Source organism: Bradyrhizobium vignae, assembly GCF_004114425.1.
Classification (GTDB): domain Bacteria; phylum Pseudomonadota; class Alphaproteobacteria; order Rhizobiales; family Xanthobacteraceae; genus Bradyrhizobium; species Bradyrhizobium vignae.
In genome coordinates, this window is record NZ_RDQF01000019.1 from 100,840 (window position 1) to 113,406 (window position 12,567).

The 12,567-nt window shown below is 65.4% G+C and carries 10 protein-coding genes and 1 riboswitch; of the genes, 1 reads left to right on the forward strand and 9 read right to left on the reverse strand.

Going from position 1 to position 12,567, the window contains the following annotated elements; genetic code table 11:
* Positions 1–3: 3 nt before the first annotated feature.
* The 7 genes from EAV90_RS18420 to EAV90_RS41275 all read right to left on the reverse strand — a co-directional run bounded on the left by EAV90_RS18420 (position 4) and on the right by EAV90_RS41275 (position 9,959).
* On the reverse strand, positions 4–1,584 hold the full coding sequence (locus tag EAV90_RS18420; RefSeq protein ID WP_122403977.1) for a hydantoinase B/oxoprolinase family protein: 1,581 nt from the start codon (positions 1,582–1,584) through the stop codon (positions 4–6).
* Positions 1,581–3,590, reverse strand: coding sequence for a hydantoinase/oxoprolinase family protein (locus EAV90_RS18425; protein WP_129144276.1), 2,010 nt, complete (start codon positions 3,588–3,590; stop codon positions 1,581–1,583). The genes EAV90_RS18420 and EAV90_RS18425 overlap by 4 nt, the downstream gene beginning before the upstream one ends.
* A gap of 449 nt (positions 3,591–4,039) precedes the next feature.
* Positions 4,040–4,384, reverse strand: a complete 345-nt coding sequence (locus EAV90_RS41730; protein WP_430644734.1) for a hypothetical protein — start codon at positions 4,382–4,384, stop codon at positions 4,040–4,042.
* An 11-nt stretch (positions 4,385–4,395) separates the two neighbouring features.
* Positions 4,396–5,829: an NAD-dependent succinate-semialdehyde dehydrogenase gene (locus EAV90_RS18435; RefSeq protein ID WP_245509560.1), complete on the reverse strand. Its 1,434-nt coding sequence runs from the start codon at positions 5,827–5,829 to the stop codon at positions 4,396–4,398.
* Between the two features lie 172 nt (positions 5,830–6,001).
* On the reverse strand, positions 6,002–7,438 hold the full coding sequence (locus EAV90_RS18440; protein WP_129144278.1) for a PepSY domain-containing protein: 1,437 nt from the start codon (positions 7,436–7,438) through the stop codon (positions 6,002–6,004).
* 12 nt (positions 7,439–7,450) lie between these two features.
* Positions 7,451–9,802, reverse strand: coding sequence for a TonB-dependent receptor (locus tag EAV90_RS18445; RefSeq protein WP_129144279.1), 2,352 nt, complete (start codon positions 9,800–9,802; stop codon positions 7,451–7,453).
* Positions 9,803–9,824: 22 nt separating this feature from the next.
* The gene (locus EAV90_RS41275) at positions 9,825–9,959 is read right to left on the reverse strand and encodes a hypothetical protein (protein ID WP_283810491.1); all 135 of its coding nucleotides are present in this window, start codon (positions 9,957–9,959) and stop codon (positions 9,825–9,827) included.
* A riboswitch (cobalamin riboswitch) is annotated at positions 9,917–10,117 on the reverse strand. It overlaps the preceding gene by 43 nt.
* Positions 10,118–10,189: 72 nt before the next feature.
* Between EAV90_RS41275 and EAV90_RS18450 the strand changes: the two genes are divergently transcribed.
* Positions 10,190–10,762, forward strand: a complete 573-nt coding sequence (locus EAV90_RS18450) for a histidine phosphatase family protein (RefSeq protein ID WP_164937004.1) — start codon at positions 10,190–10,192, stop codon at positions 10,760–10,762.
* On the opposite strand, the gene cobT is transcribed toward EAV90_RS18450, so the two are convergent.
* Positions 10,755–11,807 (reverse strand): nicotinate-nucleotide--dimethylbenzimidazole phosphoribosyltransferase, encoded by a 1,053-nt coding sequence (gene cobT, locus EAV90_RS18455; protein WP_129144281.1) that lies wholly within the window; start codon positions 11,805–11,807, stop codon positions 10,755–10,757. The genes EAV90_RS18450 and cobT overlap by 8 nt on opposite strands.
* 6 nt (positions 11,808–11,813) lie before the next feature.
* Positions 11,814–12,563, reverse strand: a complete 750-nt coding sequence (gene cobF, locus EAV90_RS18460) for a precorrin-6A synthase (deacetylating) (protein ID WP_122403984.1) — start codon at positions 12,561–12,563, stop codon at positions 11,814–11,816.
* Positions 12,564–12,567: the final 4 nt, after the last annotated feature.

Genomic DNA, 12,567 nt, shown 5'->3' on the forward strand with positions numbered 1-12,567 from the left:
TCCTTACTCTGCGGCCACGGCGCCGTAGCCGCCGCCGCCGCACATCTCGATCGTGACGAGATCGTCTTGCTGTAACACCAGGTTCGATTTGCCGTCGATCGCGATGTTCGCGCCCTGCCTGACCAGCGAGATGCGGCAGGCCCTGCCGGATTCGCCGCCCTGCATGCCCCAGGGCGCAATCACCATCCGCTCGATGCAAGTGGTCAGGTGCATCGAGGGCGCGAGGATACGATAGGTGCGGACCGAGCCGTCGCCACCGCGATGGACCCCTGCGCCACCGGACCGCCGGCGGATGGCCTGCTGCTCGAGCCGGATCGCATAATTCGCCTCGATCACCTCGACCGGCGTGTTCGACGTGTTGGACAGATGCACCCGGGTTGCGGAGGTGCCGGCCCGATCGTGCCGCGCGCCTTCGCCGCCGCCATGGACCTCGTAGAGCATCTTCCACGATCCGTTCGGCCGCGGCTCGGCAAAGAACAGCACGCCCGCGGTGGTCGCCCCGCCCGCCGACAGGCGCTCGGGAATGGTGCCCTGCATGGCGCGGAAAATCGCATCGACGATGCGCATGGAGGTCTCGTGGTTGCCGGCGGCAACGGAGGCGGTCCAGCCGGGCTCGAGGATCGAGCCCGGGCGCGTGATGATAGTCAGAGGCCGCAGCGCGCCGGCGTTCTGCTGCATGTCGCGTCCGCTCATGATGCGCGCGGCATAAGCGACAGCCGAGCGCGCCATGAATGGCGTCGTGTTGCAGAAATTGGAGACGCGGTCGCAGCTTTCGGAGAGATCAAAGATCGCCTCGTCGCCGCGAATGGTGATCTTGACGTGGATACGCGCCGGCGCGTTGTTCGCGCTGCCGTCGTCGAGGTAGTCCTCGCCTTCGTAGACGCCGTCCGGCAGGTCGCGCAACGCCTCGCGCATCTCGATCTCGGAGAGATCGTGCAGGCGCGATTGCGTCGCCACGAAGACGGCCTTGCCATGCTCGCGGCAGAGCTCGATAATGCGCTTTTCGCCGGCTTTCGTCGCCGCGATTTGCGCCAGAAGATCGCCCTCGCAGGATTCGGCGTCGCGGACATTGGCCTTGAGTAGCTGCACGATCGGCAGGTTGAGGCCGGCCGCGGTCGCGATCAGCACCGGCGGAATCCGCATCGCCTCCTGGAACGTGTCGATGGCCTTGGCAAAATAGCTGCCAGGCCAGGTGCCGCCGATATCGGGCCAGTGCGCGAGGCTGACCGCGAAGGCCACGATCTCGCCCTCGAAGAAGACGGGCCGCACGACCTTGACGTCATTGAGATGATTGCCGCCGAGCGCGCCGACATTATAGATCACGACGTCGCCGTCATTCAGGCTGTCGCGCGGCATCACCTTCAGTAACTCCGGGATGGTGTAGGCCATCGCGCCGAGATGGATCGGAATGTCGCGACCCTGCCCGACTAGGCCGCCGTAGCCATCGGTGATCGCCGACGACAGGTCGCCGGCCTCGCGCAGCAGCGGCGAGCGCGCCGAGCGCGTCATCACCAGGCTCATCTCCTCGGCCGCGGCCGAGAGCCCGTGCCTGATAACCTCGACGACGAACGGATCGAGCTTCATGCCGCCCCCCGCGTCAGGAATAGATTGCCGGCGGTATCAGGCTTTGCCTGCCAGCCCGGCGGCACTACCACAGTCGACCACGCATCTTCGATGATGGCCGGACCGCTGACGGTCTCCGTGAGCGCGGCGCGGTCGATGATTGCTGTCGCGATCTCGTGGACGCCGTCGAACGAGCAGCTGCGCGTACTCCTAGACTCCGCCCTCGCTGCCGTGGCCGGCCGGCTCACGGCGGTCGTCGATGGACGGCGGGCCTGAACCAGCACGGATTCAATCACGCAAGGCTCACCGGTCGCATAGCCGAACAGCGCGTGATGCCGCGCCAGGAAATCCTGCTTCAGCCTGGCGACATCGAGCGGCAGCACGAACGGCACCGGAATGGCGTCATTCTGCGCGGCATAGCGCATCAAGGCCACCAACTCGACCTGGATCTCCGCCTTCGCAACGCCGTTGGCGAGAAGCGGTGCCGAGGCATCGGCAGTCAAGGCCTCGATTCGCTCCGACACGCGCGCGAAATCGATGCCGTCGAGGGCGGCGCGAAGGGTCTGCTGCTGCAGGAAGCTGAAATCGGCGGTGAGGCAGCCCAGCGCCGAGAACGCACTCGAGGCGCTGGGCACGACGACCTCTGCGATCCCGTAGAGATCGGCGAGACCGGCCGCATGCATCGGGCCGCCGCCGCCGAACGCGAGCAGCGTGCAGTCGCGACCGTCGATGCCGCGCTCGACCGTGACACGGCGGAGCGCGCGGGCCATGGTCGCGTTCGCGACCTTGATGATGCCGAGCGCGGTTTCGGTGAGGCTCAGTCCGAGCGCGCGCGCGATTGGCTCGATGACGCGCTTTGCGGCCTCGATGTCGATCCCGATGCGGTCACCAAGCTTGGTCTCGGGATTGAGATAGCCGAGCACGGCATTGGCATCGGTGATTGTCGGCTCCGTGCCGCCGCGGCCGTAGCAGGCCGGTCCGGGCTCGGAGCCGGCGCTCTCCGGCCCGACCGCCAGGCCGCCGGGACCGTTACGCACGATCGATCCGCCACCCGCGCCGATGGAATGAACCGCGAGCATAGGCTGGCGCAGCGGCTTGTCGCCGAGCATGCGGCCGTCGGTCATCTCGGCCTGCCCATCCACGATGAGGCAGACGTCGGTCGTGGTGCCGCCCATGTCAAATGTCAGCATCCGCGAGGCGCCGAGCTGGCGCGCGATGCTGACGGAAGCCGAGACACCAGCGGCCGGGCCCGACATCGCCATCACCAAGGGCCGTCGCTTCACCGCCGAAATCGGAACCATCGCGCCGGCCGAATGAAACACCTGCAAGCCGGGGCCGATCGGCAGCCGCTGCTCCAACTCGCTCAGATATTCGACCGCGATCGGCATCGCGGCGGCGTTGAATACGGTCGCGGAGGTCCGCTCATATTCGCGCGCCTCGGGATTGACCTCGTGCGAGAGCGAGACATGAGCGACGACATCCTTGAGCCGCTCACCCAGCATCTTTTCATGCACCGGATTGGCATAAGCGTGAAGCAGAGCGACCGCGACGCTCTGAACGCCGGTCTCCTTCAGCCAGGCCAGCAGACGCTCGATCTCCGCTTCCTCCAATGCCTTCAGCACCCGGCCCTCGTGATCGAGGCGCTCGGCGAGCCCGAAGCAGCGTTCGGGCGGCACCAAAGGCGGCGATTTCGGCGCAATGTCGAGACGATAAAGATCGCGGCGGCGATAGCGCGCGATCTCCAGCACATCGGCAAATCCTTCGGTCGCCACCAGCGCCACCTTCGGCAGCCGGTTCTCGACGATCGCGTTGGTCACGCGCGTGGTGCCATGGACGAAGCGCTTGACCTCGCTCTTGCGCAGGCCCACCGCCTCGATCGCCTCCAGCATTGCCTGAACCGGCGCCTGTGGGCGCGACGGCACCTTTGCGATCCGGGCCTCTGCGGTATCGCGCCTGATGGCGATGATGTCGGTAAAAGTGCCACCTATGTCGGTGCCGACTTCCCAGTGATTTTCGAAAGCGCTCATGTCTGGAGGTCAGCTACGCGCAACGTCCGAACCGGACGCCGGCTTCTGCCCGTCCATCACCACCTCGAATGCCGAACCGAGAGCGCTCATCATGCATCCCCTGTCATGCCATCGTCTGCGAGCGTGCGACAGAGCCGTGGCCTCCGATAGGGCCAGAGTTGCCGCAGTTCGCTGGGCCAGCAAGCAGCCGGCGCGGCGTACGGCGCAACCTGATGCACGTTTTGGTGCAGCCGTGCCTGCCCAGACGGCACGCGAGCGCGCGCCGTTCCACGCCAGAAACGTGCAGCGCAACACGGATTTCTCTGAGCAAATCGAGATGCCTATTGCACCGCAATCCAAGCGACCAAGATCAGCTGTCTAATTTGCAGGCGATCAATCGGCAGTGCGGGATATCCGCGGTGCCTATCAGCTATGCACGGGAGTCGGCTCAGCCCCTCTTTATTGTAGGATCAGCAAGAGAGCGTCTTGGCAGGATCGGATGATGCGTTGAGAGAAGCGCCGCCGATGCAGGCTGCGATTCTCGCAAGCAGCGGAGCAGCGTCCTCGATCACCCAGATGTCGTTCTTGTTCGCCCAGTCGAGCAGCTCGAGCCGCCGCTCCAGCCCCATGCTGACGGCGAGCGGATATTGATGCGACGGCGTGACCACGATCAGCCGCGCGCGTGGTGCGCGCCGAACTCCCTCCGAGACGACCAGCCCCTCGTCGTCGACCGGTACAGGAACGAGCTTTGCGCCGGCCGCGGTGAGCTCATCTTCATTCCGGTGCGCGCCAATTGGCGCGCCCCGGACTGACACCGCGTCTTTCGTTACGCGCTCGCCTGGGTGACGAACTTCGTGTTGAGATAACCTTCGATCGCCTCGAGTCCGCCTTCGGAGCCGTAGCCGGAATCCTTGATGCCGCCGAACGGCACTTCGGGCAGCGCGAGGCCGTGATGGTTGATCGAGACCATGCCGCTCTCGATGTCGGCACCGATGGCCTGCATCGTCTTGGTCGAGGTGGTGTAGGCATAGGCCGCCAGGCCGTACGGCAGACGGTTGGCTTCGGCCACCACCTCGTCATAGCTACGGAAGGAGGTGATCGGCGCCAGCGGGCCGAACGGCTCCTCGTTCATGATGCGCGCATCGCGCGGCACGTCGGTCAGCACCGTCGGCTCGAAGAAGAAGCCTTCGTTGCCGATGCGCTTGCCGCCGGTCTTGACCTTGGCGCCGCGCTGGACCGCGTCGGAGACGAAGCCTTCCATGGCGTCGACGCGGCGCGGGTTCGCCAGCGGGCCCATACGGGTGTCCTTGTCGAGACCGTTGCCAACCTTGAGGCCCTTGGCCGCAGCGACGAACTTGTCGACGAAGGGCTGGTAGACGCTCTCATGCACCAGGAAGCGCGTTGGCGAGACGCAGACCTGGCCGGCGTTGCGGAACTTGTTGGCCGACAGGATCTTTGCGGCGTTGTCGAGGTCGGCATCCGCGAACACGATCGCCGGCGCATGGCCGCCGAGCTCCATGGTGACGCGTTTCATGTGCAGGCCGGCGAGCGCGGCCAGATGCTTGCCGACCGCGGTCGAGCCGGTGAAGCTGATCTTGCGGATGATCGGATGCGGGATGAGATATTCCGACACTTCAGCCGGCACACCGAACACCAGCTGGACGACGCCGGCAGGAATGCCCGCATCCGCATAGGCGCGCACCAGCTCCATGCAACTCGCCGGGGTCTCTTCCGGCCCCTTGACGATGATCGAGCAGCCGGCGGCGAGCGCGGCCGAGATCTTTCGCACGGCCTGGTTGATCGGGAAATTCCAGGGCGTGAAGGCTGCGACCGGGCCGACCGGCTCCTTGGTCACGAGTTGGGAGACATTGCCCATCCGCGGCGGCACGATGCGGCCATAGGCGCGGCGCGCTTCTTCCGCGAACCAGTCGATGAGGTCGCCGGCCAGCATGGTCTCGCCCTGCGCTTCCACCACGGGCTTGCCCTGCTCCATGGTCATCACGGGCGCGATCTCGGCGGCGCGCGAGCGGATGATGTCGGCGGCCTTGCGCATCAGCTTGTAACGGTCGAACGGCGAGGTCTTGCGCCAGACGTCGAAGCCGGCTTTGGCCGCGTCCAGCGCGCGGTCGAGATCCGCGCGCGAGGCGTGCGGGGTCTTGCCGATCGGCTGGCCGGTGGCGGGATTGAGGATGTCCTCCGACTTGCCGGACGACCCATCGGTCCACTCGCCGGCGATGAACATCTGAACTTTCGGGTACATCCTTGCTGTCTCCTGCATGATTTCGGTCGTCGACGGGGTTACTGCCGCCGTTTCGAGCGAGCGCAGAGCTACACCGAAAGGCGGCCGGCGAAAAGGCGTCAATGACGATTGGCCGCAAGGGCATTGCTGATCTGCTGACCCGACCGTATCGAGCCGCAGTTGCGCCTCAAATTCAGGCAGCCAGCGACGACCGCAAGCGCCGCCAGCCAATGATGATGCCGGTGATGGAGAATGCCAGCCCGAGCGTACAGAGGCCGACGATCACGACATCACGAATGCGCGGGTGGGCCACTAAGACCGGGAAGTCGAGCGTGTGCAATGCACTGTAAAGCCAGCGGTAGGCGCGCCGCGACGGATCCAGTCTTTGCAGCATGCCGCCATCGGCGCCATCAATGTCGAACCAGAGATCGCCGCCACAGCGCGAGCGGTAGACTGGTGCACCCGGCATTGTGGAGAGCGCGGGGTAGTCGTCGTTATCAGGAAGGACGGACGGTGGGCCGCAGCCGACCGCAAGGCGCGCCGTCAGAGCCTGAATCTCGTGCACATCAAGGAATCCCGTGAGTCCATCCTGCGGCGCATCCCCTCTCCTGATCAAAGTCTGACGGCCGAGGGCAACCCGATCGCGCCGATAGACGTGGCCGCGGAAGGCGAACCATTCCGCCTCGCGAGCCGCCGGAGATATTGGCTGCCGATCGAGCGATGAGGCCTCGCGCCAATCCGGGGCGGCGTTCATTGGGCCGGCCTCTGTCGCGGTCAATTGCCCGCGCGAGAACAGCCGCCCGTGATCCATCGAGAGCCAGCCGCTGAAGATCCAGGTCAGCACGAAGACCGCCGTTGTCAAGCCGAGCAGGTGATGCAAGACGTGCCAGCCACGATCAGGCGAGGAGATTTGCCTCTTGTGAATCCTGATCCGCACGATCCCGAGTACAGCACCCAGCACAGCCGCGATCAGGGCCAGCAGCGATAGCGACCACACCATCCGATCCCATAGCGCCCAGTTGCTTCTCACAACGGTCGGATAGATCCAGTGCAGCACGCTGCCGGCAAGATTCCACCCGCGCTCGCGCCTCGTCGCATCCAAGACGATCTCACCGGTGAGCGACGAGACGTAGACTTCCGTCCCCGCCGCATCGCCGAGGGCCACGCGAAATAGGGGGCGATGACGATCGAAGCCGTTCGGTACGCTCCACTGATCGTAATCCGCACGGCCGACGATCGTCGCATGCGAGGCATCGATCTCGCGCTGGCGTGCATGAGCCTGCGCAACGGCCAGTGCGACATCGGCGGATTTCACCGACGCGTCGCTCCCGTCGGCCGCGCGGATCGCGCGCTGACGCGAGGGACCCGAGACGATGTAGACCGCGCCGTCGCTCCGCTGGATCAGCCGAACACGCGTGGCATCGGCGATCCCGCTCGCCGCAACGGCATCCACGACCGAGATCCTTGCCCCGTCGCGATCCACCGGCGTGAGTCCCGAAAATCGCTCCGCTTCCGTCAGCGACGGAAACGGAACGAAGTGCATCACGATTCCACTCGCGAACCACATCGCGAACAGCAGGCAGAACGCGATCCCGAGCCAGCGATGCGAGAGGACGATCGCGCCCATCATACGCTCAAGGCCTCACCATTTGAACGCCGCCGAGATCTCGTAGGTGCGCGGCGCGCCCAGCAGGATCTGATCGGGATAGAACGGATCGCCCCAGATCGCGTAGCGCTTGTCGGTGATGTTGCGGACACGGAAGGTCAGGCGGGCCTGGTCGACGGCATTGAAGACGGTCTTCGGGATATCGACGAAGGCGTAGACGTCGCCGACCGTGTAGGCGTTCATCGTCACCGTGTTGGCGTCGGTGTTGTAGCGGTCGCCGACATGCCGGCCGACGATGCCGAGCTCTACCGGCCATGGCGTGAAGAACCGGTACGACGCACCGGCATTCGCGACGATGCGCGGCACGTTCGGCGGCGTGTTGCCGGAGAACGAGCCACCGACGAAATTGTAGTCGGCATAGCGCGCATCGACATAGGCGATGTTGCCCCACAGCCGCAGCGGCTCGATCGGTCGCACCGAGGCGGCGAGCTCGACGCCCTTCGATTCCTGCCGCCCGGCGATATTGAGCGCCTGCCCGCCGGCCGCCGCATAGACATTCTTGCGCAGGATGTCGTAGGCCGAGAACGACCATTCCGCCCGGTTGTCCCAGAACAGGTGCTTGACGCCGGTCTCGTAGGTGCGCGCGGTAGTCAGGTCGAGCGGCTGGGTCGGCCCGAGCAGGAAGATGTTGTTGGCCGCGATGTCGGCGCCAGTGGCGTACTGGCTGAAGAAGGTCAGGCCGGGAACGGCCTCCCAGGTGTAGCCGATGCGGCCGGTGACCGGCGCCCAGTCTTTCGTGAAGGGAAAGCCTGCCTTCTCCAGCCCGGTCTTGTCGGTCCAGTTGCGGTCGAGCCCGATGTGCTCGACACGCAGGCCGCCGATCAGCGCGAAGCTGCGTGTCAGCTTCAACCGGTCCTCGAACGACAGCGCTTCGTTGTCAATCCGTGCGGTCTGCCGCTGAGTTGTAAGGGGGCCGTAAAAGCCCCTGTCGAAGTTTACCAGTGGGACGGAGTCGTTCGGGAAGGGGAAGGCCGCTCCGGGCCGAACAAAATCAAGAAAGCTCGACGACAAAGTCGTGACGAGGCGATTGTCGAAACCGGCGACGTTCGCGTCCCAAATCAGGTCGGTGATGTTGCCGACAAGACGCTGGCTGTGCGCGACATAGAAGCGCTCGCGATCCACTAGGTTCGTAGTGGAGTTGAACGCCTCGACTTCGTTGTTGAACCAGGTCCGTTCCGCGCCATAGCCATAGGCCTGACTCTTGAGCGTCAGGTCGGGCGCCAGCTTCAACTCGAAGCCACCCCGCAGCCACACCTCCTGCGCCACGTTGCGATTGTCGAGGACGTTGTAATTGGTGTTGAAGGTGCGGTCGTCGATCGTGATAGCGCCAAGATTGGTGTTGTTGTAGTTCGAAACGTAGTTGCCGGAGACGATCCCCGTCGTCGCATGCGAGCCGCTGAAAGCGATCGGCACCAGTGGCGCGCCCCAATAGGCCTTGCCGCGGTCCTCGCGGTACTCGATCGCACCCCAGACCTTGAGACTGTCGGAGATGCGGTAGTTGAGCTGCCCGGACACGTCGAACGTCCTAGTATAGGTGTCGTCGACAAAGCCGTTGAGCGAGGAGCGGCTGATGTCGAAGCGGTAGTCGAGGCTCCGGACGTTGGTGCTGCCGCCCGAGCCGTAATGGGCGCGGAACGAGTTCAGGGAATCGTACGAGAAATCCGCCTCGTTGCGGATCGCGCCGGTGTGCGGCTGCTTGGTGACGAAGTTGATCGCGCCGCCCGCGGCGCCCTCGCCCGAGATCAGCGAGGCCGGACCTTTCAGGAATTCCACGGCCTCCAGATTGGCGGTGTCGACGATCCGCGAGGTCATGTTCTGCGGACCGATCTTGATGCCGTTGTAGAGCGTGTTGATCTGGCTGTTGGTGAAGCCGCGCATCGAGAAGGCAGAAGGTTCAGCAGGATTGTCGCCGGAGGTGACGCCGACGGCGCCCTGCGCCACCTCGGACACTGTTCGATAGCCCTGCTCGCGCATGGTCTCGGCGGAGATCACCTCGACCGTCGCGGGCGTCTGCCGCACCGTCAGGCCGAGCCGTGACGCACTTTCGGCAACGGCATTGCTGTTGAGCGGCGTTTGCGCCGTCGCATCCGGCGTGGCGGGTTTTGGTGCTGCGGATACAGCCGCCGCCCTGCGCGCTGCCGCGCGACGCGCGCCCGGTGCGTCCCGGGCAGCCGGCTTGCGCGGTTGGGCGGGCGATACCTCGACGGGCGGCAGCGGCTCCCGGGCTTGCTGCGCCAGTGCGGCCGGCAAATCAACAACGGCAAGTAATGTGAATGCGACGGAGGCAAGCGGGAAGCGGCGCGGTCGTACGTTACGGATGGAAGACACGGTATAGGACCTCGGTATGACGTCAGTGGCACGTCACAGCGAACGAGGTCTCACCCTTGGCCTTGAGCCGTCCGATGAAGCCGAATGTCTGTACTCCCCGACCGACATCTTCGCGTGTGACCACGGCTGACGACAGGTCTCCTGGCTCGCGGGTCATGACCGCTTCGTCGCCTTCCCGGGACCGAGGACCCAGTGGCTCGTGACGAAGGATTATCCGCTCACAGTTGCGGGGGCAGCCACGGTATTGGGGACAACGCCCCGCACCGCATTCCCTTTTCATTCCCTCTCGGGAAAACCGTCGCGAGCATCTAGGATTACCACCAGGACAGAGTCAATGTGGCAGTTGCGGCGTTGTGGCCACAGCGACCAACTTCCTTGGAGATAAGCATGGAAGGCGAGACGCTCCTCTGGTTGATCCGGCATGCGGCCGTCGAGGGCGCGGCCGGAGCGATCCATGCAGACGATGCGCGGGCCGATCTCGGCGATCACGCGGCATTGGCGGCTCTGCGGCAGCGCTTGCCGCCGGACGCCACCAGCTATGCCAGCCCGTCGCGACGCACGGTCGAGACGGCGCGCGCACTGGGGCTCGCACCGGAGTTGGTCAGCGAATTCCGCGAGCAGGATTTCGGTGACTGGACCGGCCATCGGCATGACGAGCTCGCCGCGACCGGTGGCGATGCCTATGCGCAGTTCTGGCGCGATCCGGCGCGCGGACAGCCGCCGAACGGCGAAAGCTTTGTCGATCAGGTCGCGCGCGTCCGGCTGGGTCTGTCGCGGATTGGCGCAGGCTCCGCAGCGCTGGTCGTACATTCCGGCACCATCCGCGCCGCGCTCTGCATCGCGCTGGACCTGACACCGCAAGCCGCCTTGCGCTTCGTGATCGATCCGCTGTCGCTCACCCGGATCGATCGGCTCGCGAACGGCTGGCGCGTCGTTTCCGTCAATCAGCGTATCAGCTAGGCCGATCCGGTACGTTGGCCTGTGCGAACGTCGCCATTCCGTTGTGAAGCGCACAGGCCGAGCGGACCAGCGGCAGCGCGATGGCCGCACCCGATCCTTCGCCAAGCCTGAGATCGAGGCTGATCAGCGGCTGCACGTCCAGGGCCCGAAGCACGAGGCGATGCCCCAGCTCTGCCGATTGATGCGAAGGCAACAGGTAAGGCTGGCACGACGGATTGAGCCGCACTGCTGCCAGGGCCGCGACCGACACGATGAAGCCGTCGATCAGCACAGGGATGCGGCTCTGCGCGGCCGCAATGATCGCACCTGAGATCGCCGCGATCTCGAGGCCGCCGACGGCGCACAGGATCTTCTCGGCCGAGGCTCCGGCAACGCCGTGGCGTGCAATCGCCGCATCGATCACCCGCGCCTTGTGCGCGCGGCCCAATGCATCGACGCCGGTGCCGCTGCCCGCGATCTCCTCGGCACTCACGCCGAGCAAGCTCGCCGCGATCGCCGCTGACGTGGTGGTGTTGCCAATGCCCATCTCGCCGAAGATCAGGAGATCAGGCTGGCTGGCTTCCGCACGCGCTACCGCGCGCTGGCCGGCGCCGAAGGCGTAGGCCAATTCCGTGGGCGTGAGCGCGGCCTCGACACTGAAATCGCGCGTGCCGCTGCGCGGCTTGTCGGTGACGATTCCGGGCATCTGCGCTTCGGCCAGCGTGCCGGCATCGACCACCTCGAGGTTTGAGCCCAGCTCGCGCGCCAGCACCGAGATCGCGGCGCCACCGGAGGCAAAATTCGCCATCATCGCGATGGTCACGGCTTGCGGATAGGCCGACACGCCTTGCGCGACGATGCCGTGATCGCCCGCGAAGATGATGATCGGCACGCGCGCCGCACGCGGCCGCTCAGTCGCTTGCAAGCCCGCAAGCTCGATCGCGAGCTGCTCGAGCCGGCCGAGCGCGCCGGTCGGCTTCGTCAGTTGCGCCTGCCGCGTAGCGGCCGCCTCGCGATGGACTGCGGAGATCTCGGGGCAGTTCCGGTAAACCCATTCGGGAAGCATGCTGCCTCAACGCCTTCGCTTGAGAATGTAACTGTCCATGATCCAGCCGTGCCGCTCACGCGCCTCTTGCCGCGACGCGACGATGCGCGGGCCGACCTCGGCCAGCACGCCGGACATGATGATCTGATCGGGCATGCCGAGATAGGCCCCCCACCAAATGTGGAGCCCGGCCGGATCGAGCGACTGAAACGCCGTGCCGCCGTCGAGCATCACCACCACGGTATCGACGCCTTGCGGCCAGCCGCCGTCGCGCAAACGCCGACCCGTCGTCACCAGGAACGGCTCGCCGATATCGTTGAGTGGTAGCGCATGCGCGGCGCACAGCGCCTGGATCGAGGTGATGCCGGGTACGACTTCGATATTCGGTAGTGGATCGAGCCGGCGCGCAATGCGTAACGAAGAGTCGTAGAGCGATGGATCGCCCCAGATCAGCAGCGCGACCTTGCCGTCACCTTGGCGATGCCTCGCGATGGTCTGCGACCAGGTCGCGGCCACCGCATCATGCCAATCGTCGACGCCCTTGCGGTAATCAGCTTCACCGCCATCGCGCACGGGAAGATCGAATTCGGCGATGACTGCCTTGTCGCTGGCGAGCACCTCGGCGCAGATCGTCCGTCTGAGATCCGCAAGATCGGACTTCGCAGTCCCCTTGCGCGGGATCAGGACGAGATCGGCCTCATTGATGGCTTGAATCGCGGCGCGCGTGAGCTGCTCGGGATCGCCGCAACCGATACCTATCAGAGAGAGCGTGAGCATCGCG

Bases quoted from the DNA above. Each gene is read 5' to 3' on its own strand.
- EAV90_RS18420 (WP_122403977.1), bottom strand. From the start codon at position 1,584: ATGAAGCTCGATCCGTTCGTCGTCGAGGTTATCAGGCACGGGCTCTCG.
- EAV90_RS18425 (WP_129144276.1), bottom strand. From the start codon at position 3,590: ATGAGCGCTTTCGAAAATCACTGGGAAGTCGGCACCGACATAGGTGGC.
- EAV90_RS18435 (WP_245509560.1), bottom strand. From the start codon at position 5,829: ATGTACCCGAAAGTTCAGATGTTCATCGCCGGCGAGTGGACCGATGGG.
- EAV90_RS18440 (WP_129144278.1), bottom strand. From the start codon at position 7,438: ATGATGGGCGCGATCGTCCTCTCGCATCGCTGGCTCGGGATCGCGTTC.
- EAV90_RS41275 (WP_283810491.1), bottom strand. From the start codon at position 9,959: ATGACCCGCGAGCCAGGAGACCTGTCGTCAGCCGTGGTCACACGCGAA.
- EAV90_RS18450 (WP_164937004.1), top strand. From the start codon at position 10,190: ATGGAAGGCGAGACGCTCCTCTGGTTGATCCGGCATGCGGCCGTCGAG.
- cobT (WP_129144281.1), bottom strand. From the start codon at position 11,807: ATGCTTCCCGAATGGGTTTACCGGAACTGCCCCGAGATCTCCGCAGTC.
- cobF (WP_122403984.1), bottom strand. From the start codon at position 12,563: ATGCTCACGCTCTCTCTGATAGGTATCGGTTGCGGCGATCCCGAGCAG.